The 24,578-nt window shown below is 59.0% G+C and carries 22 protein-coding genes and 1 tRNA gene; 1 reads left to right on the top strand and 22 read right to left on the bottom strand.

The window, feature by feature from the left end:
* Positions 1–20 precede the first annotated feature (20 nt).
* The 7 genes from C2I35_RS01055 to C2I35_RS01025 form a co-directional block, all read right to left on the bottom strand.
* Positions 21–1,295: a glycosyltransferase family 4 protein gene (locus C2I35_RS01055; protein WP_170067087.1), complete on the bottom strand. Its 1,275-nt coding sequence runs from the start codon at positions 1,293–1,295 to the stop codon at positions 21–23.
* Positions 1,296–1,300: 5 nt separating this feature from the next.
* Complete coding sequence (locus C2I35_RS01050; protein ID WP_281255049.1) at positions 1,301–2,179, bottom strand: glycosyltransferase family 2 protein; 879 nt, start codon at positions 2,177–2,179, stop codon at positions 1,301–1,303.
* A gap of 282 nt (positions 2,180–2,461) precedes the next feature.
* Entirely contained in the window at positions 2,462–3,169 is a 708-nt protein-coding gene (locus C2I35_RS01045; RefSeq protein ID WP_103761180.1) for a sugar transferase, read from the bottom strand.
* A gap of 300 nt (positions 3,170–3,469) precedes the next feature.
* The gene (locus C2I35_RS01040) at positions 3,470–4,885 is read right to left on the bottom strand and encodes a hypothetical protein (protein WP_103761179.1); all 1,416 of its coding nucleotides are present in this window, start codon (positions 4,883–4,885) and stop codon (positions 3,470–3,472) included.
* Between the two features lie 91 nt (positions 4,886–4,976).
* Positions 4,977–6,080 (bottom strand): glycosyltransferase, encoded by a 1,104-nt coding sequence (locus C2I35_RS01035; protein ID WP_103761178.1) that lies wholly within the window; start codon positions 6,078–6,080, stop codon positions 4,977–4,979.
* Positions 6,081–6,092: 12 nt separating this feature from the next.
* Positions 6,093–8,306: a GumC family protein gene (locus C2I35_RS01030; RefSeq protein ID WP_103761177.1), complete on the bottom strand. Its 2,214-nt coding sequence runs from the start codon at positions 8,304–8,306 to the stop codon at positions 6,093–6,095.
* Positions 8,303–9,493 (bottom strand): polysaccharide biosynthesis/export family protein, encoded by a 1,191-nt coding sequence (locus C2I35_RS01025; protein ID WP_170067086.1) that lies wholly within the window; start codon positions 9,491–9,493, stop codon positions 8,303–8,305. The genes C2I35_RS01030 and C2I35_RS01025 overlap by 4 nt, the downstream gene beginning before the upstream one ends.
* 286 nt (positions 9,494–9,779) lie before the next feature.
* Between C2I35_RS01025 and C2I35_RS01020 the strand changes: the two genes are divergently transcribed.
* Positions 9,780–11,273, top strand: coding sequence for an oligosaccharide flippase family protein (locus tag C2I35_RS01020; protein WP_103761175.1), 1,494 nt, complete (start codon positions 9,780–9,782; stop codon positions 11,271–11,273).
* Between the two features lie 679 nt (positions 11,274–11,952).
* Here the strand turns inward: C2I35_RS01020 and C2I35_RS01015 are convergent.
* The 15 genes from C2I35_RS01015 to iscR all read right to left on the bottom strand — a co-directional run bounded on the left by C2I35_RS01015 (position 11,953) and on the right by iscR (position 24,480).
* Positions 11,953–13,596, bottom strand: a complete 1,644-nt coding sequence (locus C2I35_RS01015; RefSeq protein WP_146049935.1) for a hypothetical protein — start codon at positions 13,594–13,596, stop codon at positions 11,953–11,955.
* 379 nt (positions 13,597–13,975) lie between these two features.
* Complete coding sequence (locus tag C2I35_RS01010; protein ID WP_103761173.1) at positions 13,976–14,647, bottom strand: hypothetical protein; 672 nt, start codon at positions 14,645–14,647, stop codon at positions 13,976–13,978.
* Between the two features lie 334 nt (positions 14,648–14,981).
* Positions 14,982–15,058: transfer RNA gene (locus C2I35_RS01005), tRNA-Arg, on the bottom strand.
* A gap of 280 nt (positions 15,059–15,338) precedes the next feature.
* On the bottom strand, positions 15,339–15,638 hold the full coding sequence (locus C2I35_RS01000) for a hypothetical protein (protein WP_103761172.1): 300 nt from the start codon (positions 15,636–15,638) through the stop codon (positions 15,339–15,341).
* A gap of 68 nt (positions 15,639–15,706) precedes the next feature.
* Complete coding sequence (locus C2I35_RS00995) at positions 15,707–16,927, bottom strand: cysteine desulfurase (RefSeq protein ID WP_103761171.1); 1,221 nt, start codon at positions 16,925–16,927, stop codon at positions 15,707–15,709.
* 1 nt (position 16,928) lies between these two features.
* The gene (locus C2I35_RS00990) at positions 16,929–17,540 is read right to left on the bottom strand and encodes a Yip1 family protein (protein WP_170067085.1); all 612 of its coding nucleotides are present in this window, start codon (positions 17,538–17,540) and stop codon (positions 16,929–16,931) included.
* The gene (locus tag C2I35_RS00985; RefSeq protein ID WP_103761169.1) at positions 17,537–18,022 is read right to left on the bottom strand and encodes a YIP1 family protein; all 486 of its coding nucleotides are present in this window, start codon (positions 18,020–18,022) and stop codon (positions 17,537–17,539) included. The genes C2I35_RS00990 and C2I35_RS00985 overlap by 4 nt, the downstream gene beginning before the upstream one ends.
* Positions 18,022–19,308 carry a Fe-S cluster assembly protein SufD gene (gene sufD / locus C2I35_RS00980; protein WP_103761168.1) on the bottom strand — a complete coding sequence of 429 codons (1,287 nt, stop codon included), beginning with the start codon at positions 19,306–19,308 and terminating at the stop codon, positions 18,022–18,024. The genes C2I35_RS00985 and sufD overlap by 1 nt, the downstream gene beginning before the upstream one ends.
* Positions 19,308–20,063, bottom strand: a complete 756-nt coding sequence (sufC, locus tag C2I35_RS00975; RefSeq protein ID WP_103761167.1) for a Fe-S cluster assembly ATPase SufC — start codon at positions 20,061–20,063, stop codon at positions 19,308–19,310. Before sufC ends, sufD begins: the two co-directional genes overlap by 1 nt.
* Before the next feature lie 30 nt (positions 20,064–20,093).
* Complete coding sequence (locus tag C2I35_RS00970; protein ID WP_103761166.1) at positions 20,094–20,696, bottom strand: hypothetical protein; 603 nt, start codon at positions 20,694–20,696, stop codon at positions 20,094–20,096.
* 1 nt (position 20,697) lies between these two features.
* Positions 20,698–21,012 carry a heavy metal-binding domain-containing protein gene (locus C2I35_RS00965; RefSeq protein WP_103761165.1) on the bottom strand — a complete coding sequence of 105 codons (315 nt, stop codon included), beginning with the start codon at positions 21,010–21,012 and terminating at the stop codon, positions 20,698–20,700.
* Between the two features lie 4 nt (positions 21,013–21,016).
* Positions 21,017–21,331: a hypothetical protein gene (locus C2I35_RS00960; protein ID WP_103761164.1), complete on the bottom strand. Its 315-nt coding sequence runs from the start codon at positions 21,329–21,331 to the stop codon at positions 21,017–21,019.
* A complete protein-coding gene (sufB, locus tag C2I35_RS00955; protein WP_103761163.1) occupies positions 21,328–22,848 on the bottom strand; it encodes a Fe-S cluster assembly protein SufB in 1,521 nt (506 codons plus the stop codon). The genes C2I35_RS00960 and sufB overlap by 4 nt, the downstream gene beginning before the upstream one ends.
* 23 nt (positions 22,849–22,871) lie before the next feature.
* A complete protein-coding gene (locus C2I35_RS00950; RefSeq protein ID WP_103761162.1) occupies positions 22,872–23,891 on the bottom strand; it encodes a cysteine desulfurase family protein in 1,020 nt (339 codons plus the stop codon).
* Between the two features lie 127 nt (positions 23,892–24,018).
* Entirely contained in the window at positions 24,019–24,480 is a 462-nt protein-coding gene (gene iscR / locus C2I35_RS00945; protein WP_103761161.1) for a Fe-S cluster assembly transcriptional regulator IscR, read from the bottom strand.
* Between the last annotated feature and the right edge of the window lie 98 nt (positions 24,481–24,578).

Raw genomic sequence — 24,578 nt, 5'->3', positions numbered from 1 at the left:
CGGAAACCAGTCTTTCCCGGCTAGGTTCGCCCGCCATTTGCCCTCTCATTTGGCGTCAGGCGCGCTCTTGTCTGGCCTTCCACGGTATCTTCGAGCAGGTCCCCGTAGAGGTCGCACAGCGCATCGCACCACTCTTTCGCACTCAACGACAGCTGCCGGCCGTTGGTCTTCGCTGCCTGGGACATGTCAGCCACTGTGCGAGCATCACCACTCAACTCCCGCAAGATTGCCGCCAGCGCCTCATGGTTGCCAGCCTTGAAAGTTCGTCCCATGCCAAGCCTGTCTATATCCTGTCCAAGCAGCATACTGTCCGAGATGATTACGGGAACTCCGGACAAAAGCGCCTCGACCGGTGCCAGGCCGAATGGTTCGGGGCCAAGAGTGGGAGCGATCAGCAACCGTGCGTTCTTCATTGCGTCTTGCAGCCCTGCCCGATCCTGCCAACCGCTGTAAACATGCTCGGGATATTTATCGAGAAGCCTTTCCCTATCCCTTCCTTCGCCGACGAAGGTAACAGACACACCAGCCTGCCGGCCTGCCTCCGCCAACAGGAACACGCCCTTGTAGGCATGGATGTCTCCTATGTAGAGAACGCCCCGGTTTCGTTCCGCTGCGACCGGTGTTTCCAAGAGCGGATCGACCGGATTGGGAATTGTACGAACCTGCCCTGCCGCCCCATCCGGAAACAGGCGAGTCTCCATTCCTTCGTGGATCAGGATCGTGGTGACTTCGGGCGACAGCCGCGCCCGAGCGCGGTTCTGCAGCGACTGGCGCGCGACACGCCAAAGCTTCTGCGCATAGCTGCGCTTGTCGCAATTCCTCAGCACACATCTCGAAGACATCGCCCGCCGATCACAGGTTTCTCCCGATCTGAAATCGAAGAACGCCCCGTTTGGACAGGCCAGGAAATAATCGTGCGCATGCATGACCGTTCGCGATGCGACGCCTTCAAGGGCGGCAAGGACCGATGGTGAGAGCGTTTGATGATAGCCGTGGACATGGTAGATCGTACCTGGGTTGTCGTTTGCATCTACCCAGTTTCTCAGCAGCCGAAGTGTATTGGCGTTCCAGAGCCCGCCAAGAGCAGCTTTGACCTTGCCCTGCTCCAGCAATCTGTTGCCACCTGTCGAAACCGCGTGCACGCCCTTCATGGACAGGTCATTGGAATCTCCCGAAAAGAAGGTCACGGGCACAGCTCGGTCTGCCAAAGACCGGGCGTGCAGCAGCGCCAACTTCGACGCCCCTCCCTGGACAGTGGAGAAATCGCTCAGGATGACAACGCGGTCGAGTTGCAACGAAATCACTCGAAAGAAAGAATCTGTTCAGGAGCCAGGCGCCCGCGGGCCAAGTCCTTGAAGGCGCGAAAATTACCTACGAGCCGCCCCCTGCGATCAACCTCTGGCTCAGGTTTCAAAGATTTCACGACATTGCTCACCAAGTTTCGGGACATGATGTTCAAGGCGCGAGGCTTGGACATGGTCCCTTTCTTGGCGAGATATATAGGGTTTGCGATCTGAGAATAGCCGAACCTCAGGCCGCTGCCTCGACCAGTCTTCGTGCCGAGATGCACCCCCCTCAGCAAAGGGGACGAAACGATTTTTCCATAGCGCGCCACCTGGCGGGAAAAGTCGACATCCTCGAGCCAGCAATAGGCTTTAAGCCGTTGATCGAACCGCAGCTTGTTCTGCATGACTGGATTGGCCTTGAGCGCCATGTTGCAACCGTAGCAGTTATATACACCAGCCAGCGCAAAATCTTCAGACGCAACAGGTTCCGATATAAGCCTACGGCCAAAGTCGTGGCTCAGCCCCGGCCCATGAATTCCGTCCGCCAAAACGTGACCGGTGCACATGGCCACGTCAGGATGCTTTTGGAACAGCCGTTCCAGGTTGGCGAGATAGTCAGGCGCAAGAAGGAAGTCATCATCCAGAAAAAGCATGATATCGTCTTCGCGCAAGATGCCCAGAGCCGCATTCCGCTGGATCGTGAGCCCCCTCTCCGTCTGAATTACGGAGACCGGAAACGAGACTTCCGAAACCGAGCCTGTATCGACATCGCTTTCGTCGGCGACGACAAGCAGGGTCAAATCGGGTTTACGGGTTTGACGTTCCAGATCTTTAACCGTCGACATCAGGATCGAACACCGGTTCGTCGACGGGATTGCCACTATAATACGCATATCTGAAGAAGCTTTCTCATCACACCTAATTACAAAAACATCAACGATCCGAAGCATTTATTGACTTGCTTCAAGCGACCCTTCAACATTTGATACAAAACAAAAACAAACGAGCAGTCAAAAATGAAATCCGCTGTACTTGCGAAGCCTACCCTTTGTATGGGTATTGTGAAATCAATTCCAGCCAGCACACACAGAACCGCCGTGTTACTTGGTTGTGCAACTTTCTGGATCGCAGTTATCGGGGCTGTTGCGGCATAGCTTTCCAAGCTTTGTGAACGTCTATTTCGCGCCATCCACCGTAAGCATGACCTTCACGGTCTTCAGTATGATCCGGACGTCCCCCCAGAACGTGCGGTTGCGAACGTATTCAACATCCAACGCGACCCGTTCCTCGTAGGTGGTATTGCTGCGACCACTTACTTGCCAAAGCCCAGTTATGCCCGGGCGGACCGAAAGATAGACGTTGGCATGGCGACCGTAGTGTTCCAACTCGTCCTTGACGATCGGGCGCGGACCGACGATGGCCATTTCCCCGCGCAGAACGTTCCAGAACTGAGGCAATTCATCCAAGCTGGTTATGCGGAAGAATTCTCCGATGCAGCTCACACGTGGGTCATCGTCCAGCTTCTGATTGGCAGCCCATTGGGCACGTGCGTCAGGATCGCTATCGAGCAGTTTCTTCAATTGCTCATCAGCGTCCACAACCATGGTTCTGAACTTGATGCATTTGAATGGTTCGCCGTTCTGACCCACGCGCTTGTGCGCGAAGAAGATCGGTCTGCCCTCTTTCAGAAGGATGACCAGCGAAATTGATAAGATAAACGGCGCAAAGAGTAGAAGCGCCAAAAATGCAAAGGATTTATCGAAGAGCGACCCTAAGATACGGGCACTCCTGTGCTTACGCGGGGTTGGAAACTGGGAACTGACATATCCTGGATGGAATGCCCTTAGATCTGTTTCCCCATGAAGTTGATCTCTAGAGCTCATAACTTATTCACTGAAATATTTAAGATTTGCATGACGGGTACCGCACAAATGACAAAACGAATCGGAACCAATGGTTTGTGAGTTCAAAGACAAGCATAGAACAAACTGCCCTTTTTGACTCAAATCTTTACAGAAAATTAACGAATTGAGGCAAGAAAAAGGCGTAACAGGCCGATTTCAAAAGAGTTTTTTCCAAAAAGATCGTCGAATTTGTCCAAAATGTAACCACTTTAGGGCCTTCGATTTTCCGTTGATTTAAACCAATCCTGCACATTTGCGCTGGTTGTGCAGATCCGCGCACTAAAGCGCGGCGCCCGCCTCGAGCGTCGTGTCTTCGCGACTTGCGGAATTGAACGTTTGAACCGCCTCGTCTCGAGAGACGGTCGCGAGCGCAGCCAAGGACATGAGCAACAGCGTCGGATCGGCCGAAGTTGCCGACAGGAGCATCGAGCAGAGCAACGTCAGGCTGCCGATCCGGCTCGCATAGAACGTGCGCTGGATGTCGGCATCGTGATGCCCGATCGGCCTGATAAGGGCATAATACAGAAAGCCTCCAAAGGCGATCAGCCCCGGCAGTCCAACACTTCCCATAAGAACGGACAACAGCCCGCTCCCCCTCAGCGAACCTACCCCCGCCCCCAGCCCCCACGTTTCCCAGAAGGCGGCGAAGGCGGAATAGGCCCAGGCACGGCGCTCGATACCCGACATTGAATTGCGCTTTTCAAGAATCTGGTGTTCGACCATGTCGGCAATCAGGTCCGGCGCAGGTGTCAAAAGCAGGATCATGCACACTGCAAAGACAACGGTAGCTGCCAGGATGACCAGCATATGCGCAAAGGTTCGGGACAACGTATTTGTAAGAAACCCGCGCCCATGCAGAAGGATCAGCACAAAGGCACAAACCAGCGCCACTGTACCGGTCGACGAAAAGGCGAACACCGTACATATCAGATTGCCTACAGCCAGGACGACATCACGCGTCTTTCGACCAATCAGAGCGGACATGGCGAAATAAGCCGTCAGGGCCGCTGATGTCGTAGCAAAGCTCGCGGGCTCCGAGAACCCACCTATGACACGCGCAATTCCCGCCATTTGCTGCTGATTTGCAAGAGAATAGTCAGCTGTCCTGATTATCGCCAGCAAGTTGTCCAGAGCCAGGAAATCAAGGATGCCCAGAAAGATGTTGATTGACGCCGCGATGACGAGCCCAAGTTCGATGATCTGGCGGCCAAAGCGTTTCGAAGCACTGATCGCCGCGATGAAAAAACCGCAGGACAGCAGGATGTAGAAGGCTTGGGAAATATTGGCGTTACTCGGACGCAGCAGCCACACCGATGATGGAAAGAAGATGCTGACCTGAGTTGTTCCCGCATTGAGGTTCATAGGGAATACGAGAAAATCTCCCGCGAACAGTCGGACGAGAACAAGCGCCGAAAACAGCGCGTAAGCCGCAAAAAAAACTAGATATCTACCATCTGTCGGCAACAACACCGATGTCCCCGAGGTCCGCGTCGTGATCCAACGCACGACCAATGCAACCATGGTCAGCATCGCGAGAAAATGTGCCAGAAGAAGAGACAATCCGGCGACGCTGATCGCTGCAAACATGCCAAAAGGCAGGACTGCGATCACAAAGGTGATCCCATTCTCCAGCTTGCGCAGAGCCACCCACAACCAAGCGATTATGAATATGGCGGCGAATGGGGCGAAAGACATGTCGGTGTTCCGGATAAGTCATTAGGTGTTGGTCGCGGACGGCGTCGCTGACGTGGGTGAAGCCTGCCGTGGGCCGAACAGAACTGCCAAATCACATTGCCCTGTCTGCCAGCACCCGATCAACAATTTCAGAAAATTCGCGCCGGAAACGGTCTGCCGCGAAAGTTTCAGCATGCGCACGAATCGCCGAAGCATCAAACAGCGCGGCTTGGTCCTCGAACCTTTTGACCACTTCGCGAATGGCATCGGGGGTTTGAGAATAAAAGAACAGGCCCGTTTGGTCCTCCACGACGCTATCCAGCGCTCCGCCGCGTCCGTAGGCCAGAACCGGCGTTCCGCAGGCCATGGCCTCCACTGGAACTATGCCGAAATCCTCTTCCGCCGGGAAAACGAGTGCACGGGACGTCTGATAGAGCTTGCGCAGTTCCGAGGCCGGCACGCTTCCGAGCAACGTCACGTTCGCGGGCAGGTTCTGTTCAAGCTGCGCGCGTTGGCTTCCGTCGCCGACAACAATCAGCTGTCGGTCCAGTCCCCGGAACGCCTCGATCACAAGCTCCGCGCGCTTGTAGGGCACCAGTTGCGAAACGAACAGGTAAGTCCCACGCTCCGCGCCCGCGTCGGGAAGTCCGTATTGTTCAAGGTCGACAGGCGGGTGCACCACGCTGGCGTCTCGGCGATAGTAGCGCTTGACCCGCGCACCGACGAACGTCGAATTGGCAACGAATTGATCGACCCGCGCCGCTGTCGTCACGTCCCAGATGCGCAGCCTATGGCAAAGCCGGGAATAGTACATGCGGCCCAGGCGCCCCAGCTGCCACTTGTGCAGCTGGTAGTGATCCCAGATGTACCGCATCGGCGAGTGAATGTAACAGATATGCGGTGTTCCCGGGGGGACGATCACGCCCTTGGCGGGTCCACTTTCCGACGAAATGACCAAGTCGTACCCCGACAGGTCCAGTTCTTCCAGGGCCCGCGGCATGAAGCCGAGATACTTCTGGTAGTGGCGCTTGGCCCCCGGCAGTCGCGAGACGAAGGTTTCCACAATTCTCTGGTTCGCCAAGAGATCTGACAACTTCTCGCGGTCCGCCACATGCGTGAACAGGTCGGCTTGCGGATAAAGCCGGACAAGTTCCTCGAGAACCCGCTCCCCTCCGCGCATGCCAACCAGCCAGTAATGGACGATCGCAACCTTCACCCTTAACGCGCCTTAGTACTCGTAATTGAACATGTCGAGTTCCGTAGATTTTGAATGGGAACGACGCACCATCGTCAAAACCGTTCCGACCACATTCGCATCCTTCGCCTTCTGCAGGCGATGCAGCGACTCGGTGACGACCTTGGAAGACGTGCTGTCGCACTTCACCGCCAACAGAGTGGCATCGGACATTCCGGCCAGAAGCAGCGTATCGGAAAGATGGAGTACCGGCGTCGCGTTGATGACGATCATGTCGTACTTTTGCGACACGCGCGTAATCAGTCCCAACAAGACCGGAGAGGCCAGCAGATCGGAGGCATTGTCCGCGCTTCGGCACGGGGCAATGACATCCAGTCCAAGCGACTCAGACCTCTGGATCAGGTTTTGCTGCTTGATCTTGCCTTCAAGGAAATCAACCAGACACCCGCCGTGTTTCGGCATGTCCAGAGCTTGCCGAATATCCGGACGGCGCAGGTCAGCATCGATGATGAGAACGGATTTCTTCGGCTGGATGAGAACTTTCGCCAAGGTGCAGCTCAGCGATGTCTTGCCTTCGTCCGGTACCGACGACGTGATCATGATGACCTTGGGTTGCTGTCCTTGACCGACATTGAAGAGTTCCGTGCGAATTGCCTTGACCCGCTCGAGGTACGGTGAGCCCTGCTCTGCCGCGAGCTCAGTTTTGAGCCACGCGTTTTTGTCTTTGAACGCACTGCCGACAAAGGGCAGAACCGCCAGGTTCGGCAAGTTCGTCAGTTCCCTGAGTTCCGAGGGGTTCGAAACGGGCGAGCGAACCAGGTTGCGAAGGAACACGAACCCTATCGCAGCGGCCAGCCCCATAATCATCGTGGAAAGCAGAAAGAGCGTTTTCTTCGGCCCGGACGGGACGACGGGCGTAACCGCCGTAGCAATCACGCGGGCCTCTGGTGTCTGAAAATCGGCCTGAGCCCTGGTTTCCTTGAAGCGCGTGAGGAAGTTCTCGTAAACAAGCCTCGTTGCTTCCGCGGTCCTCTCCAGCTGTCCAAGCCGGACCGAGTCCTTCGACAGCTTGTCGGCCTGCTCCGACACGACCAGGATTTGATCTCTCAGTGCGATTTCCCGGTTTCCGGTAACACGCACATTGCTACGCAGTTCTTCCACCCGACGACTCAGCTCGCCATCGATGCTGTTATTGATGTCCGATATCTGCGCCGAGATCCGGACCATGTCCGGATGTCGCGGGCCAAGGGAGCTCTCCAATTGCGCCCTGTTGGCCGTGATCACGGCCAGTTCCTGCTGAAGAGTTTCAAGTAACGGTGAGGTCAGGACATCTCCCACAGCGTCCAAGCCACCGTCCGCCAGCAAACTTTCGACCTGTTGCAGCCGAATTTCCGAGTCTGCCCGATCTGTGGTGCTCGCGACCAACCTGGTGTTCAGCTCTGCAAGCAGTTGATTGATGGTCTCTTCGCTGCCGCCGGCGTCGTCTATCATTTTGGCCTTGAAATCCACGACCGCGTCGTCGGCTTCCTCCACCTGAACGCTCAATTCGTTCAATCTTTCGGCAAGCCAGGCGTTGACGCGTTGTGTGGCCACGGCCTTGGTATCGAGCAGACTATCGATATACTCTTCCGTGACTGCGTTCGCGATTTCGGCCGCAAGTTCCGGGTTCTCGCTGTCCACCCTGATCGCGATCACGTAGGACACGCCGACTTGCTCGACGGCGATCCGTTGGCGCAGCGCATCCACGACCCATGACCGAAGGACGCTGTCAGGAAGCCTCTTGGCAACCTCGTGACTGGGCTCGCGTCCCGTGAGGAAACGCTTGAAGAACGGCCAGAGACCCGGCCAGCGCGGCACGCGGGGATCGAATTCGGGGTTGTTCGTCAGGTCCAACCTGTCAACGACCCGGCCGATCAGGACGTTCGAGCGTATCGTTATGATTTCACCCGCCAGCACCGCACTCGTCACGTTCAGGTTCGAAATGACCTCCTGCGCCGGGGTTATCTGCTCCTCTCGGGTGTCGAGGATGACCGACGCATGCGCGGAGTATTCAGGTGGTAGCGATTGCAGGTAAACGTAGCCGAGGATAATGAACGTGACGGTGATCGCCAGGATCAGCCGCAGGTTCCGCTCAAGAACCGAGTACATTCCCATCAAATCGATCGACTGAAAGGGCTGCTGAAGCCTGCTCGTCCCTGCCTCGAACGCAGAATTCCGCCAGCCGCGCGTATGGGGTGTCGCTTTCATCCCTCGGTCTCGAGCGTGTCTGGTGACTTGACGACGACCACGAGCAGGTCGCCCGGCAACAATTCGTCATAAGGCTGCAGGACCTCGTTCACGAACTGGCCATTCTCGCGGCGGCGCACCTGGTACTCCAGCAGGTATTCGGTATCCAGCCCCGATGCCGCGTTCATCCATTGGTCCAACAGACGAATCCGGTCTTCGATAGACGCCCTGCTTGCCTTCAGCTTCTTGATATCGCTCCAGAACATCTGCGACTCGTTCAACAGCTGCTTTTTCCAATCGGAGTCGAATTGCGACAGTTCGGATTGGATATCCGCAAGCTGTCCGCGGGCATCCGACTTCTGCTCCTTCAGCCTCAGCAAATCGCTTTGCGCCTGCGCAAATCCCAGTTCGCTTGTGTTGACGCTCGAAGTCTTTACCAGTCCGCGTTCGGCCATGTCCGTGACCCGGGCCAATTCCTCTTCCGTGACCTTCAGTATCTGCAGTTGAATGCCTTCGCGCTGTTCCAGCAATTCAATACGATTGCGAGCCTCCTCCGCCGCATCCGTAAGCAGTTTCCGCCTTTTCGAGACGTCCTCGGCGGACAGGGCGATGATCTGGTCTTCCTTGATCTTGTGCTCGTCGAACAATTCGCGGTTGATGTCGGCCCTGGCGTCTTCCGGCAGGTTCGACCACGTGGCGCTGTCCTGCCCCTGCAATTGCGCCTGTACACGTGCGTATTGCGCCGCCGCCAGCGCCAGGTCGAATTCGTGATTGTTCAGCGCCCCTTTGAGGTTACGGCGCTCAAGCACCCGCGCCTCCTCGTTGTTGGCGGCGATCGTTGGCCCGCCGGCCAGGCCAACCGCCTGTTCCGCGGTCATGAATGGCTGGTACTCGTAGTTGCCAGGTTCACGCACATCGCCCAGCACGGAAATCGGCCGAAACGCTGCGATCGACAACTCGATCGAGGGATCCACGAAGATCTGATGCTTGATATACTCTTTCCTGATCTGCAACCGTGCGTCCCCGACGGTTTTCGATGAGACGACAAAACTGCCGATGAAGGGAAGTTGCACGGCCCCGTTCCGGCCTACGATGAAGCGCTCCGGCGGGGCGGCATCATCAAGAATGTCCAGCTCAAGTTCGTCGCCCACATTTATCAGGTAGTCTTCGGGTGTTGCTGCCGATACCATCGTGGTCAGAACAAGCATTACAAGTGAAAAAAGCCACGCAAGGCAATGCACACGGGATCTCCAAGATCTGGAAAAAACGGAGTGACCGGCGTCAAAGAACATTTCGAATCATTAAATCCACAGCGAAAAAAACATGATAGCAATTAAATCTTCATATGCCAGCGGCTTGCATCTGCCAAATTTGTCTTCTGCAAGCTGCACCGTCGCTACCTGACAGCTTCTTTATACTAACAGTGTTAACGACCGCACGCTATTAAGATAAAACAATAATTCAGCTTCAGGTGATAATGAAAGACACTTTCTCATGAGCAAGTCCCACCGGACTAGCGCCAAATCAGCTTCGGCATTAAGAGGCGGATCCTGGACGCTAGTGTCGCGCGTCATCATCCAGGCAATTCAGCTCGTTGTATTTATCGTTGTCGCGCGATGGGTTGATCCGGCGGCATTCGGGGTATTTGCGCTTGTCGCGGCCTGCGTGGTGATACTTGAGCAACTGTCCATGGCGGGCTGGGCTGAATACATCATGCAGAGCGAAACCGCCGAAGAAAAAATGGGAAGCGCGGTCTCCATAGCCGTCGTCAGCGGATGCGCTGCGTCGGTATTGGGTGTAGCGATTGCGATACTGGCGGGGCCGCTCTTCGATACCCCCGACTTGGTCCTGCTTGCCGCGTTCATGTCGATCCGCGTTGTGTTTTCCGCCACGGCAGCCGCCTATGCCGGAGTGCTGAACTGGCAAGACAGGCTGGAGTCGGCCGCGGTCTGCGCCGTCCTGGGCGAGGTCACAAGCCTGGTCGTGTCGATCTGGGGACTCTTGGCAGGGTATGGCATCCTGGCCCTCGCTTTTGGACGTGTTGCCCACGGTGTCACGTGGGCGCTATCGGCAGGCATAAGTGCAGGGATACGCCCGCAGCTTCCGACAGACGTATCCCTGATCAAGGACATGGTGGGCTTTTCCAGGCACATCATCCTGACCAAGGTCCTGTTTAATTTGCGCCTCCACGCCTCGACATTCATCATCGGCGGCTTTGTGGGGCCGACGGCCGTCGGCCTGTTCCGAGCTGCACAGCGCGTTATCAGCGGCTTTGAAGAGATTTTCAGCGAGCCTGTCCGAGTCCTCTCGTGGTCGCTTTTCCGAAAGGCTCGCGAGAGCGAAGAAGGCAACCGGATCGGGAAGTTCGATGAATTGTCGCAGACCTTCTTCCGCGTTCAGCTTTACTGTGCCACGCCGGTGTTTGTGGTCATAGCAATCCTCGGACAGGATCTGATCGTCGGACTGGTGGGCGACGAATGGGCCGCCGCGGGACCCGTGGTTCAGATATTGGCTTTGGCCGGCCTCGTCCGACTTCCCAACCACGCGTCGATCCCGGTCCTTTCGCTGGCCGGAAGAGCCGACCTCCTCCCCCGTATAATCCTGCTATTCTCGATGATCACCGTGTCCTGCATCCTGATCGCGGCAAGCTACGGCATCGTGGCGATCGCGCTGTCCGAACTTGCCGCTGCACTAATCGTTTTCGCCATCAACGCGTATATTCTGAAACGTTTTGCGAACATCCACTGGACCCGGATTCTGAAAGGATGCTGGCGAATCCTGCCGGCTTTGGGTCTGGCGGTTGCCGGCCACTTGTTCGCGGTGCGGATGGAGATTGCACAAGAGCTTCCCGCCCTGCTGCGGGTTTTGATCCTGGGTTCTGCGATGGTCGCCCTCTACACACCCGTGATCCTTGTTCTTGACGGCACTATCCGGCGAATGCTGACCAGCCAATTCAGAAAGGACCGCAGCACAAGCACGAAGGTCTAAACACCATTGCAACCTAAAATTGTTTGCCCTACACTCGGCAAGCGTCTACGCGATGAGACGCATACACCGTTTGGACTATCCTGGTGCTGGAAGTGACCAGAAAATAAGCGGTCGGACATCACGCGCGTGACATGCGCCATCGGCCAAATCTTGCGGTAAATCGCGGGTAACGTAAAAAATAGTTATTTTGTTGCACATGAGAGTTACAACGCGGCATGGACATACAAGATCACACCAAGCTTGAAAACTGGCCTTCGAAGCAACAGGCTACGTACCGGTCCAGTCGACAGTGTGTTCCGTTTGGCAAACGCACGCTCAGAATTTCGGTCGTTGCCGGATGTGCCATGACTTGGGTTTTGATAATCTTAGCGTTTGCCCTCTAAGCCTTTGAATAAAAATATTTGTTCACATTAACGAAACAATTCTTCCGACATTAGCCCTCTGTTTCCTATTGAGAAACAAACTTCTTTTTGACTTGTGTAAGCGAGTCATCCGCCGACGTGGTCCCTTATTCACACAACCGGAAGAGCGAGCGGGCATTCGGGCCTGCTCAATCGAAAACGAATCACCACGTACGGGAAGAAATTAAGCTTTCCGAGCCAACCTCCTTGGCTGCCAGATTGCAGAAAAGCCCGGCGATCGACTGAGGAGTCGCCTTGAAACGGGACCACACGCTGCGTCATTCTTCTGCTGACAGCCGAAGCACCTGGATACGTCGCCGCACCGAGCTATCCCCCGAAGGCCCCGTTGGAACCAGTTCGAAATCGATGACGTCACCTGCTTCCAGGATAAGTTCGAAATGATCGAGATCGTACGGATCCGAAGACAGCTTTGGCGCCTCCGCAACGATGTTCCGGTTGTGTCGGATGATCAGGCGGGACGGTTCGGAATCGTCTGTCGTCTTCCACCACCCTTCGACGGCATACGTGCCGGGCTCATTTGCGGTGAATCGCTCTATGACGTGGTAAGGCTTGCCGTGAAACCGCGCCATCGTGATGCTGGTGTCCCGCACGGCCAGTGGAGCCAGGTCAGGCGAACCACGATAGCTGGTCCACTCCCAGTCAATGATTTCCAGAGGCCTCAGGCTCTTGCCGGCCCGAAGGACCAGGTAACTCCAAGGCGATTGATTGAACTGATACAGACTGTCGGCCACCACCCCTGCGGAGGCTACCGTTACCTCTATGTTGTCTCCGATCACGTAAATCGGAGTTTCGGTCAACACTTCTACCCGGTCGATAGGCCGACCCCGCGTGTCAAAGAACTCGGCCGCTCCGTCGACCTTCAACCGACCGCCCACGCCCCAGACTGCGTAGGCTTTGCTGTCTGAACCGAATTCGAAAACCCGGACGGACGGCAGATCACTGCGCAAGACCGGCCGCCCCAACGGCAACAGGGTCTGCTGGAGAAAGCGAAACGCGTCCGCCGCAGGCTTTTCTGTTGAACCGTCCTCTTCCAGCAATCCCATATTCGGCCACCAAGGCTCGTCGGTCAGCGCATACCAGTGCGCTTCACGCACGCCGGCGGATGCAAGTTCGATCACCATCTTGCTCATGTAGTCCGGCGCGTCTTCCGGATCGTCCAGCCAGATACCGAATTCCGTCGCGTAAAGCGGTTTTTCCCCCCCGAAAAGCTGCATCAGGTCCTTCAGTCGATCAATTTCGACGCGCAGCGTTTCAGGGAAATCGCGATAGGGATGGAACGAAATGCCGTCGCAGGCCAGCAATCCCCCTGCCCGAAAAAAATCGCGGTAGAACTCCATCGCGATCGTATTCAATCCCGTGCAGACAATCTCCGCGCCTGGATTATCCTGTGCCAGTTTTTCGTCCACGGCCCGAACGACCGCAGCAAGGTTCCCTGGCTTATCTTCCGCGAAAGGACCCGTTACGAAATCATCGGAATTCACCTCGTTTCCGATCTCGACCGTCAGGTTTTCTGCACCGTAATGGGTGTAAATCGCACTGATGAAGTTTGCCAATCCTGCAATACCTTCATCGGAATAGGGCGTTTGCCCGCCATCGTATAAAGGGTTTCGGCCCGTAAATACGATGAAAGGCTTGATGCCGGCTTCGATCAAAGGCTCTATGTACTGGTCGGCGACCGAAAAATCGTAAATGCCCTTCGTCGTCTCGGTCTTGCGCCAGTTGATTTCGTCGCGCACCGAGACCGCGCCGAGGTCTGCTGCGCGATCAATAAGGTGTGTCGGCCAACCTTGCTCGAAATGAGTTTGTACCCCAAGCCGGAACGTCGGTAGACCTTGCTCCGCGCTGGCTTCGGGTCCTGCAAGCATCATGGAAGTGAGAAGCAATGGGCGCAGAATGTGCATAGGACTCACCAATTTGAAAAAGGTCCCTGACAAGGGCAGGATTACCCGCAATGGAGTTAGCTATAAACGGGATCACAATAACATACTCAGCCCTGCCCGCGCGACACAAAGCGATCATCCGAGTCAGCCACATGCGTGTCAAAACCATGCTCAGGACGCGCGAAAGAGGTGCTGTATTCTCATGCAACGAGGACGCCGAATGTGGTCGCCGCTCTGTTGCTCTCGACCGGTCCTGTTAAAGACCGACGTGATGCCGTGACTGCACAAGCCACGACCAACCATATCCGAGCCGGCCAGTAATTGCCCGAGACCCTGCTTAACCCGCAGAACACGCGGGTTAAGCAAAACCTTCCAGTCGACCTAGGCGGATGCAGGTACCTTATTCGGCCACTGCCAAACTCGCATATATGTTTTCCCCCAAGGGATCAGAGCCATCGTCGTTAACCTTGATGTACAGCACCGCCGTGCCGGCAGCCTTAACTCTTTCATGGTAAAGGCTGGAACCAAGAAAAGCGACAACATCGCCCAGGCTTTCGTTCAGCATCCGGGCCTCCGGGCCGTCATAAAGCGCTCGGATCTTCTCGGGGTCGCCTTCTTCGAGAAACACCGCTTTCGGTTCGGTGTTTGGCCCAGCCTTAAGGCTCGGGAAGACACAAACAGTCGATCCCTCCGACATCCGGACCGGCAGACCGATCGAAAAGTGAGAGGCCGAACGATCCTTGTGCGGCGCCGGATAGGGATTTGCCGCATCGTCATAGACCTTCAGATGCCGCTCGGATATCGTAAAGTCTTTCTCTGCGATGCCCGTAAGCTTGGCCATCCCCTTGCGAAATTCCTCCGCCGCTTCGTCCGAAGGAAACTCGAATACAAACTGTCTTTTCTTGCCTTTGATCTTCCAGTCATCGCTTTCATTCGACGCTTCTGTCATCGCAGCGTCCAGAAAGGTTTGAAGATAATTCCGAAAGTCGTCAGTCAAGACGCCTTTCAAATGAGCGTAGCCCTTCGAGGCGATCTCACCCGCTTGCGTTCCCGGATCATAGTTGAACATCATTTTTCACCCAATTTTGCTAACATCAATGGTTAAGATTACTTATGATTCTCGCTTCATGTCGCTTCAATCAACAAGATATTACCAAACATCCCTATCTTACGCGCGACATGTCAACTGAGATTGTTATTTTAGCGCTGGAAACAACGCTTTTCATCTTTGTGAACAATTAACGATCACCACACCTCGCCGCAAAGTCAACGATTCTCACTAATCGCGTTCCGCTCCAACCAGTCTGGAACGGACCACTTCATCGCTCACGCGGCAAAGCTCAACCCTGCGCTCTAAATCAAAGATTTGCTGGCGCGACATAATTAATTTTCAAGCGTTGGTAACTTGGCGATCTCACCAGGATTCGAACCTGGGACCTCTACCTTCGGAGGGTAGCGCTCTATCCAGCTGAGCTATGAGACCGACGAGCGTTTACTACCGTGTCCAAAAACCGGGCGCAACAGGAGAGTTTCAGGACCATTTCAGGACAAGTCGGTTTTCATGTGTTTTTTTATCCATGAAGAACAAGGAGTTGCCGATAGGCGCTTGCCTTCGGAGGGCAGCGCTCCGTCCAGCTGGGCTACAGGGGCCTGCGCGAACAACAACCGCCTCGGTCCAGTGCCGCAACGGTGAAAAACTCCGCGATATGGCGCAGGCTGCCGCTGGTGTCTAGGCCCGGGCGGATGCGCCCGGGCCGGACGGTTCAGGGACGCGCGCCGCCCTGATTCCCTCCACCGGGGTTGCCTCCGCCGCCCGTTTGGGGCTGGCCCGGGGTTCTGGGCGGGGTTTGCGGATAGGTGTCCGGCAGGCACTCATCAGAGCCGCCGGCGGTGCCTTGCTGGCTGCCGCCGGGACAGCCGCCACCACCCCCATCGCTGTCATACTTGGTCAGGATCGGGTCCGGCGTGATCGCGGCCCGACTCTGAGCCGTGGGCGCCTCGGTGCAGGCCGACAGGGTTGCGCCCGCAAGGGCGACGAGAATGGTGGTGCGAAAATTGAACATGATGATCTCCTTGGTGTTCCGGCCATGGGTCGGCCCACCAAGGTCATTGGTTCAAATGAACCGGATCGTCAGGCGAACAACTCGTGCGCCAGTTCCAGCGCATCGACCAACGCATCGACCTCGGCCTCTGTATTATAGAGCCCAAAGGACGCCCGGCAGGTCGCCGTCAGTCCGATATGATCCATCAGCGGCCCGGCACAGTGGTGGCCGGCGCGCACCGCGACGCCCTTCTTGTCCAGGATGGTCGAGATGTCATGGGCATGCGCCGCGCCGTCCAGCGTGAAGGAAAAGATCGCCGCCTTGTCCGGCGTCTGCCCCTGCACCTGCAACCAGTTCAGACCGCCCAAGCGGCCCACGGCATAGTCGCGCAGCCGGTCCTCGTGGGCGGCGATGTTCTCCATCCCCAACCCCATCATGTACTCCAGCGCCACACCCAGCCCGATGGTCTGCACGATGCCGGGCGTGCCGGCCTCGAACTTCATCGGCGGGTCGGCATAGGTCACTTCGTCCTTGGAAACCTCGCGGATCATGTCGCCGCCGCCCATGAAGGGGCGCATCTCGGCAAGGCGCTCTTTCTTGACGAAAATCGCGCCCGATCCGGAGGGGCCATAAAGCTTGTGCCCGGTGATGGCGTAGAAATCCACGCCCAGCTCGTCGAGGTTGACCGGCATATGCACCGCCGCCTGGCTGCCATCGACAAGCACCGGCACGCCCTTTTCATGGGCGGCATCGGTGATCGCCTTGATATCCACCTTGGTGCCCAGAACGTTCGACAGGTGCGTGAGCGCCACCAGTTTCGTTTTCGGCCCGATGGCGTCGATCACCTTTTGCGGGTCCAGCGCGCCGGTGCTGTCCGTATCGACCCATTTCAGCGCCACGCCCTGCCGTTCGCGCAGGAAATGCCAGGGCACGATGTTGGCGTGGTGCTCCATCACCGACAGGACGATCTCGTCGCCCGCCTCCATCCGCGGCATGGCCCAGCCATAGGCGACCATGTTGATTCCCTCGGTGGTGCCGGAATTCAGCACGATCTGGTCTTCATCCGCCACGCCCAGGAACCGTGCGATGATCCCGCGCACGCCCTCGTATTTCTCGGTCGCCAGGTTGCTCAGGTAATGCAGCCCCCGGTGGACGTTGGCATATTCCTCGGCATAGGCCGTGGTGATCGCGTCGATCACGACCTGCGGTTTCTGCGCGCTGGCCCCATTGTCCAGGTAGACCAACGGCTTGCCGTTCACCTCGCGCGACAAGATCGGAAAGTCGCGGCGGATCGCGTCGATATCGTACATCTCAAACTGCTCCTGTCGTTGCGGCGAAGAGGCCGCCGATAACGCCCATGATGATGGACAGCCCCACCACCACGCCGAAGATCGCAATCACCATCACGCCGAACGCCTTGAGCGGGCTGTCGAAGCCATGCGCCACGTCCAGCATGTTGGACACCGCCCACATCCACCAGACGATGAAGACCAAGAGGCCCAGCGACGACAGAAACGGGATGAACAGCCCAACGATGGTAAAGCCGGCCACCATCACGAAGCTGACCGCCTGCAACAGCGTGATCACCGCCAGGATGTCGGGCACCGTGCCCCGTCCACCAAACGCACGGCCGATCCAGAACAGCATGAAGACCGAGAAAACCGCCCGCGCCCATTGCGTGGCGGCAAAGATCAACGGCGAGCTATAGACCGGCGACGCCTCCAGCAGCCTGCCCAGATCACCTTCGGGCAACGGCGCGGCCTGGACCAGCGCCGCGACCACGGCAGAGGTCACGACAGAGATCAACGTCAGCGCGGTCCACAGCGCCTGGGCGGGCCAATTCAGGGCAATCGCCCGTTCGGCGGCACCGCGCGGGTTCCGGATGGTCGTCACGAACAGGGGTTTCAGCACGGTCGTGTTCATGTCTGCCCCCATCCGGCTTCGCGCAGGTCCGACGCCCACACCCAAAGAAACGCCAGCAGCCATATCGCACCCACCGCCGTCAAGCCCGGCCCGGGTCCGATGAAACCGGCCACCAGACCGTGCAACAGCTTGATCGGGCTGGCCACCAGCCACGCCCAGAACAGCGCCAGCCGCGCGGCATAGCCCGAGGCGGTGCCGCCAAAGATCCGCAAGACAAACCGGCTGAGCGTGCCGATGGCATAGAACACCAGCGGCGCGATGAAGATCCAGGCCATCAGCGACCCGCCCAGCAGCGGGTTCAGCTCCTGCCCGGTCAGATGCGCCTCGCGCGCCAGGCGCGGCCACTCGGAAATGAAGAAGACCGCGCAGCCGGCCATCACGATGGCCAGCGCACGCCCTTCATTCGCGCCCATCGCCAGCAGGCGACGGAACACCGTTCTCGGGCCGCGATAGGCAGCCACGATATCGGTGGTGACCGGCATCAGCCGCGCCGCCGCACCAGCCAGCCTTCAAGGCGCTCGACGATCCCGTCGCGCAGGCCCTCGTCCTCGATCTCTTCCACGGCCTCGGCCAGGAAGGCCAGCGTCAGAAGGTCGGTCGCGATGGACTTGGGCACGCCGCGCGCGCGCAGGTAAAACAGCGCCTCTTCGTCGATCGCGCCCGAGGTCGAGCCGTGCGAGCAGGCCACGTCGTCGGCATAGATCTCCAGCTCCGGCTTGGCCAGGAACTCGCTGTCGCCATCCAGCAGCAGCGACTGGCTGATCTGGTAGCCGTCGGTCTTCTGCGCGCCTTCCTTCACCAGGATCTTGCCCTGGAAGACGCCCGTGGCGCCGTTGCGCAGCACCTTCTTGAACACCTGCCGGCTTTCGCAATTCTCGGCGTCATGGGTGATGAAGACCGTGTCGTCATGGTGAAAATCACCGTCTCCCACGCAGGCGCCCGCGACATGCGCGATGGCGTCGTCGCCGGTCAGCTCGATCACGCATTCGTTGCGCGTCAGCACGCCATTGGCGGTCATGGTAAAGGACTTGAACGCGCTTTCCCGTCCCAGCCGCGCAAAAATATGCGTGACGGCGCGGCGCTCGTGGTCGCGGCCTTGTGTGCGCACGTGGTTGAACGCGGCGGTGTCGGCCACGTCGACCTCCATCACCTTGTTGAACCGCGCGGCGGCGGGGCCGTTTTCCAGCACGGTCAGCTCGGCACCGGCATCCAGCTTGATGACATGGTGCAGGATCGCGTCAGACGTCTCGGATTCGTGGTGATAAATCAGGTTGATCGGCTTGCTGGCCTTGCCGGTCACATGGATCAGCACCCCGTCTGTCGCGGCGGCCGTGTTCAGCGTCGCCAAGGGCCGCGCCACGGGCGTCTGGCCATTGGTTTCCAGCGTGCCGTACAGATCCTTGGCCCAGTGAATATCAGCCTTCCCGGCCTCGGCCAGGCGGTCGATCTTCACGCCTTCAAGGCTCAGGTCGTCGCTGGCCTCGGCGTCGAACACGCCGTCCCGGAACACGATGCTCAGGCGATCGACATCGTCGAACACCTGCGTCTCGTCGCTCTCGAACACGGCGGCCTTGGGCACCTCCGCGTCGACCAGCGTGTCGGGGCGGGTGAATTTCCAGTACTCGTCACGCCGATGCGGCAGGCCCGCGGCCCGCAGCCGCGCCAGCGCATCCTCGCGCGGCGCTTTCGTCCAGCCCGAGGCGTCGGGCAGGCTCAGCGCGGCAAGGCGCGCCTCGGTGGCGTCCTGTTTCGCTTGGGGTAACGCCATTACGCCACCTCCGCCTTGATGTCGGCATACCCGTTCTTCTCGACCTCGAGGGCCAGTTCCGGCCCGCCGGTCTTCACGATGCGGCCATCGGACATGATGTGCACCACGTCGGGTTTGATGTGATCCAGCAGGCGCTGGTAGTGCGTGATCACCAGGAAGCCACGGCCCGCGTCCCGCAGCGCGTTCACGCCCTGCGACACCAGCTTCATCGCGTCCACGTCGAGGCCCGAGTCGGTCTCGTCCAGAATGCACATTTTCGGCTCCAATACAGCCATTTGCAGGATCTCGTTGCGCTTCTTCTCACCGCCCGAAAAGCCCACGTTCACCGGGCGCTTCAGCATGTCGTTGCTCATCTCCAGCGTGGCGGCCTTTTCGCGCACCAGCTTCAGGAAATCGGCGGCGCTGATCTCGTCCTGCCCGCGCGCCTTGCGCTGCGCGTTCAGCGCGGTGCGCATGAAGGTCATGTTGCCCACGCCGGGAATCTCGACCGGATATTGGAACGCCAGGAAAAGCCCCGCCGCGGCGCGCTCTTCGGGCTCCATGCCCAGGATGTCCTCGCCTTCCAGCGTGGCCGTCCCGCAGGTCACCTCATAGCCGTCCCGGCCCGACAGAACATAGCTCAGCGTCGACTTGCCCGAGCCGTTGGGCCCCATGATCGCGTGCACCTTGCCCGCCTCGACGGTCAGGTCCACGCCTTTCAGGATGGTCTTGTCCTCGTCTTCAAGATCGACCTTCAGGCCTTTGATCTCCAACATCTTTCTCTCCTTTTTCCTGTCGCTGGCGCCTCACGGGCGCAGCATCATCTCGATCACGTTCAACAGCTCGTTTTGCGGCAGGGTCAGCGGTTCCACCTCGAACCCCGCCAAGCGCCCCGTCATCCTTGGGGCGCCAATGAATTCTTCGACCACATGGTACTGCTTGCGCCGTTTGTAGTCGTCGACGAACACCTGCACCGGTCGCTCGGTGCGCAGCGCCGTGGCCATGACGCAGCCCGTGCGGAACCGCCCATCCACCAGCACCACGTCGGGCTGGCGGAATTCGGGCAGGTCCCAGACCTCCAGCGGGTAGCGCGGATAGCGCATGTAGTGCCCCGCATCGGTCGGATAGCCCCACTCCTTCGTCGGCCCGATGTCGGACCAGATCACGTCCACCTCGGTGCCTTTCGCGGGCGCATTTTCCTCGAACCAGGCGCGCATCATCAGCGCCCAGTCCTTGTCGCTTTCCACCGAGAAGACCCGCTTGGCCGGCATCTCGCCCGCCATCACGGTCGACCCGCCCGACCCGTATTCCAGGATCACGTCCGCGCCTGCATAGGCCGCGCGCAGCACCTCCGCTTCGGCCTCCGGCAGGGTCAGCTCGGGCCGCGATATGGTGGCGGTCGGGCTCATGTCAGTCCAGCACCACCGCCGTCCCGCTGGCCGACACCATAAGCATGGAATCCGCGACCACCTCGTAGTCCAGATCGACGCCCACCACGGCATTTGCACCCGCGGCCTTGGCGCGCTCTTTCAGCTCGCGCATGGCGGTGTCGCGGGCATCCTGCAGCTTGGTCTCGTAAGCGCCCGAGCGACCACCGACGATATCCGTCACCTGGGCAAAGAAATCGCGGAAGACATTCGCCCCCATGATCGCCTCGCCCACCACGATGCCGCGGTAGTCGATGATCTTGCGCCCTTCGATGTTATTCGTCGTCGTGATGATCATTTTATCACTCCGTTTCGTCGTGCGAAGCCGCCCGCGCTCCATTAAGGATTCCGACGAGGTGCACGCTCAGCCACCCCCAGATCACGAACAGAACCAGCCCTATTCCCAGTTCGGCGAGTTCTCCCCGACCCGGTCGGATCCAGCCAGTCTCGACGGCCTGCAGGGCGATTTCGTCATGGCTCATCGCAAGGACGAACACCAGGAAATGGCCAAGCAGCAGCATGGTAAATGTCCGGGTGCCGGACCGCAGGCGCCCCGAATGGCCAAGCCTCGGCAGCCGGCTCCGGGTCGCCTCGGGTGTCCGGCACCCTTCGGTCATCCCACGCTGCCTTCCAGCGAAATCGCCACCAGTTGCTGCGCTTCCATGGCGAACTCCATCGGCAGCGCCTGCAACACATCCTTGCAGAACCCGTTCACCACCAGCGCCACGGCCTCTTCCTCGTCCATGCCGCGCTGGCGGCAATAGAACAGCTGATCGTCATCCACCTTCGACGTGGTCGCCTCGTGCTCCACCCGGGACGAGTTGTTCTTGACCTCGATATACGGCACCGTGTGCGCCCCGCATTCCGAGCCAATCAGCAAGCTGTCGCATTGCGTGTAGTTGCGGCTGTCCTTGGCCTTGGGATGCATCGAGACAAGCCCGCGATAGGTGTTCTGCGCATGCCCCGCGCTGATGCCTTTCGACACGATCCGGCTCTTGGTGTTCTTGCCCAGATGGATCATCTTCGTGCCGGTATCGGCCTGCTGCCAGTTGTTGGTGATGGCGATGGAATAGAACTCGCCCTGGCTGTCGTCGCCGCGCAGGATGCAGGACGGGTACTTCCACGTCACGGCAGAGCCGGTTTCCACCTGCGTCCACATCACCTTCGCCCGGTCGCCCCGGCAATCGGCGCGCTTGGTGACGAAGTTGTAGATGCCGCCCTTGCCTTCCTCGTCGCCGGGGAACCAGTTCTGCACCGTGGAATACTTCACCTCGGCGTCTTCCTCGACAATGATCTCGACGACGGCGGCGTGCAGCTGGCTGGTGTCCCGCTGCGGCGCGGTGCAACCTTCGAGGTAGCTGACGTAAGAGCCCTTGTCGGCGATGATCAGCGTACGCTCGAACTGGCCGGTATTCTCGGCATTGATGCGGAAATACGTACTCAGCTCCATCGGGCAGCGCACACCCGGCGGGACGTAGACGAACGACCCGTCCGAGAAGACTGCCGAATTGAGCGTCGCATAGAAGTTGTCGCTGACGGGCACGACCGAACCGAGGTACTTCTTCACCAGTTCGGGATGCTCGCGGATGGCCTCGGAGATCGAGCAGAAGATCACGCCGGCCTTTTCCAATTCCTTCTGAAAGGTCGTGCCGACGGACACGGAGTCAAAGACCGCGTCCACGGCCACCTTGCGGCCCTCCGCAGGCGCCTCCTCGGCCCCTTCGACCCCGGCCAGGATCATCTGTTCCTTCAGCGGGATGCCTAGCTTTTCATATGTTTCCAGCAGCTTGGGATCGACCTCGTCCAGCGACTTGGGCTTTTGCTCCATGCTCTTGGGCCGGGCATAGTAATACTGGTTCTGAAAGTCGATCTGCGGGTAGTCGACCATGGCCCAGTCGGGCTCTTCCTTCTGCAGCCAGCGTTCGTAGGCCTGCAGACGCCACTCGGTCATCCACTCGGGCTCGCCGTTCTTTTCCGAGATCAGCTTGACGATCTCCGGCGTCAGGCCCTTGGGCGCGTATTCCATCTCGATGTCGGTTTCCCAGCCGTATTTATACGTGCTGATGTCGCGCACCGCATCGACGGTTTCCTTGTCGACGCCTTCCTTGACTTGGGTTTCGTCCAGTGCCGCCATTGGGCCACCTCCTCGGTTATCTCTCACGCCGCACGGGCGCGGAATTTTTCATGTTGTCTGGCCCAGGCTTGCGCAAAGGCCACAACGTCGTCTTCGCTCGTGTCGGGGCCCAGCGAGACCCGGACGGCGCTGGCCGCCTCTCGCTCGTCGAACCCCATCGCCGCCAGCACGCGGCTGGCCTTGACCTTGCCGCTGGAACAGGCCGAACCGGCCGATATCGCGAACCCCGCAAGGTCCATCGCCATCACCTGCGTCTCACCCTTCCAGCCGGGTGTGATGAAGCAGGACGTGTTCGGCAGCCGGTCATCGGATTTCCCGACAAAAATAGTCGCTGGGGCGGATTCCTCAATAGCGTTTTCTAGAATCCTTCTAAGTTTTTTCACCCGGTCCCATGCGCCCGCCTCCAGATCGCGCTGCGCCGCTTCCGCCGCAGCGCCGAACCCGGCGATGCCGATGATGTTCTCGGTCCCCGACCGGCGGCCCATCTCCTGCCCGCCGCCAAGGCTCAGCGTTGGGATATCCAGCCCCTGCCGCACGATCAGCGCACCGACGCCCTTGGGCCCGCCCAGCTTGTGCGCTGACATAACCGCCATGTCCGCCCCGGACCAGGCAAAGGAAAATGGCAGGCGGCCCACGGCTTGCGTGATATCCAGAAGCAGCAGATCTCCGCCGGTCTCGGGCTGCGTCACGATTCCGGTCTCGGAATTGGCCAGCCCCATCGCGCGCACGATTGGTGCTCCATCGCCCGGCGCGTGATACGCCCACAGCGCGTCATGGGCGGTCGCCTGAACCTCCACGGTATCGAAGCCCGCCAGCACCCGCGCCGCCTCGGTCGCGCCCGAGGTGAACACCACCTCCTGCGGCTTGCATCCCACGGCAGCGGCCACCTGGCCCCGCGCCCGCTCCACCAGCGCCTTGGCCGTCCGCCCCTCGCCATGCACCGACGACGGATTGCCGACGATATCCATCGCCGCGATCATCGCCTCCCGCGCCTCGGCCCGCAAAGGCGCCGTCGCATTGTAATCGAGGTACACCCGGCTCAAACCGTTCCCCTCTTCTGTTGGCCATGAATATCCCGGGGGTCGTCGAAACACCGTTTCGACGTTGGGGCCAGGGCCCCCGCCCACCGCGACGCGGAACGCGGCGCAAAACCTGTCGCCGAAGGCGCCCTCATTCCTCGTCCACGACGGCAAACAGAGACGGCACCGCGGGACACGGCGCCAGCGAGTTGCCCACCACGTCGCTCAGCCGGGTCTGGTGCAGGAACACGTAGACCTGCGCACTCAACCCCTCCCACAGCCGGTTGGTCATGCTCTGCGCCCGCGAGCCGCTAGTCGCTCCCGACGCGCCCGCGCCCTTGTGCATCGCGTCGATCGTCTCGTCCACCGCGGCCAGGATATCCACCGCCCGGATCTCGGAGGCGGGCCGCGCCAGCTTGTAGCCGCCGCCCGGGCCCCGCACGGACGTCACCAGCTCGGCGCGGCGTAGCTTGACGAACAGCTGTTCCAGGTAGGGCAAGGAAATGCTCTGCCGCCCCGAGATGTCGCTCAGCGTCACCAGCCCGTCCTTTTCCTGCAGCGCGATATCGACCAGCGCCACCATCGCGTAACGCCCCTTGGTGCTCAGTTTCATCGTTTCCCCCCAAAATACCGGCGCTTCAGGGGCTTGACAGGCGGGGAAGTGATTGACCTTGGTCAATCAACCCCCTATCTCGCTTGAAGCCGCAGAAT

Source organism: Roseovarius confluentis (assembly GCF_002917925.1).
GTDB classification, from domain to species: Bacteria; Pseudomonadota; Alphaproteobacteria; order Rhodobacterales; family Rhodobacteraceae; genus Roseovarius; species Roseovarius confluentis.
Note: the sequence above shows the minus strand (reverse complement) of the source record. Positions and strands in the feature narration are given on the sequence as shown.

What these genes read in the sequence shown, in the direction of transcription:
- C2I35_RS01010 (WP_103761173.1), bottom strand. Translation starts at nt 14,647, where the DNA reads ATGATGTTCAACTATGATCCGGGAACGCAAGCGGGTGAGATCGCCTCG.
- C2I35_RS00960 (WP_103761164.1), bottom strand. Translation starts at nt 21,331, where the DNA reads ATGACCGAAGGGTGCCGGACACCCGAGGCGACCCGGAGCCGGCTGCCG.
- C2I35_RS01020 (WP_103761175.1), top strand. Translation starts at nt 9,780, where the DNA reads ATGAGCAAGTCCCACCGGACTAGCGCCAAATCAGCTTCGGCATTAAGA.
- C2I35_RS01025 (WP_170067086.1), bottom strand. Translation starts at nt 9,493, where the DNA reads ATGCTTGTTCTGACCACGATGGTATCGGCAGCAACACCCGAAGACTAC.
- C2I35_RS00970 (WP_103761166.1), bottom strand. Translation starts at nt 20,696, where the DNA reads ATGAGCCCGACCGCCACCATATCGCGGCCCGAGCTGACCCTGCCGGAG.
- C2I35_RS01000 (WP_103761172.1), bottom strand. Translation starts at nt 15,638, where the DNA reads ATGTTCAATTTTCGCACCACCATTCTCGTCGCCCTTGCGGGCGCAACC.
- C2I35_RS00990 (WP_170067085.1), bottom strand. Translation starts at nt 17,540, where the DNA reads ATGAACACGACCGTGCTGAAACCCCTGTTCGTGACGACCATCCGGAAC.
- sufC (WP_103761167.1), bottom strand. Translation starts at nt 20,063, where the DNA reads ATGTTGGAGATCAAAGGCCTGAAGGTCGATCTTGAAGACGAGGACAAG.
- C2I35_RS00965 (WP_103761165.1), bottom strand. Translation starts at nt 21,012, where the DNA reads ATGATCATCACGACGACGAATAACATCGAAGGGCGCAAGATCATCGAC.
- C2I35_RS01030 (WP_103761177.1), bottom strand. Translation starts at nt 8,306, where the DNA reads ATGAAAGCGACACCCCATACGCGCGGCTGGCGGAATTCTGCGTTCGAG.
- C2I35_RS00995 (WP_103761171.1), bottom strand. Translation starts at nt 16,927, where the DNA reads ATGTACGATATCGACGCGATCCGCCGCGACTTTCCGATCTTGTCGCGC.
- C2I35_RS01015 (WP_146049935.1), bottom strand. Translation starts at nt 13,596, where the DNA reads ATGCACATTCTGCGCCCATTGCTTCTCACTTCCATGATGCTTGCAGGA.
- sufB (WP_103761163.1), bottom strand. Translation starts at nt 22,848, where the DNA reads ATGGCGGCACTGGACGAAACCCAAGTCAAGGAAGGCGTCGACAAGGAA.
- C2I35_RS00985 (WP_103761169.1), bottom strand. Translation starts at nt 18,022, where the DNA reads ATGCCGGTCACCACCGATATCGTGGCTGCCTATCGCGGCCCGAGAACG.
- iscR (WP_103761161.1), bottom strand. Translation starts at nt 24,480, where the DNA reads ATGAAACTGAGCACCAAGGGGCGTTACGCGATGGTGGCGCTGGTCGAT.
- sufD (WP_103761168.1), bottom strand. Translation starts at nt 19,308, where the DNA reads ATGGCGTTACCCCAAGCGAAACAGGACGCCACCGAGGCGCGCCTTGCC.
- C2I35_RS01040 (WP_103761179.1), bottom strand. Translation starts at nt 4,885, where the DNA reads ATGTCTTTCGCCCCATTCGCCGCCATATTCATAATCGCTTGGTTGTGG.
- C2I35_RS01050 (WP_281255049.1), bottom strand. Translation starts at nt 2,179, where the DNA reads ATGCGTATTATAGTGGCAATCCCGTCGACGAACCGGTGTTCGATCCTG.
- C2I35_RS01045 (WP_103761180.1), bottom strand. Translation starts at nt 3,169, where the DNA reads ATGAGCTCTAGAGATCAACTTCATGGGGAAACAGATCTAAGGGCATTC.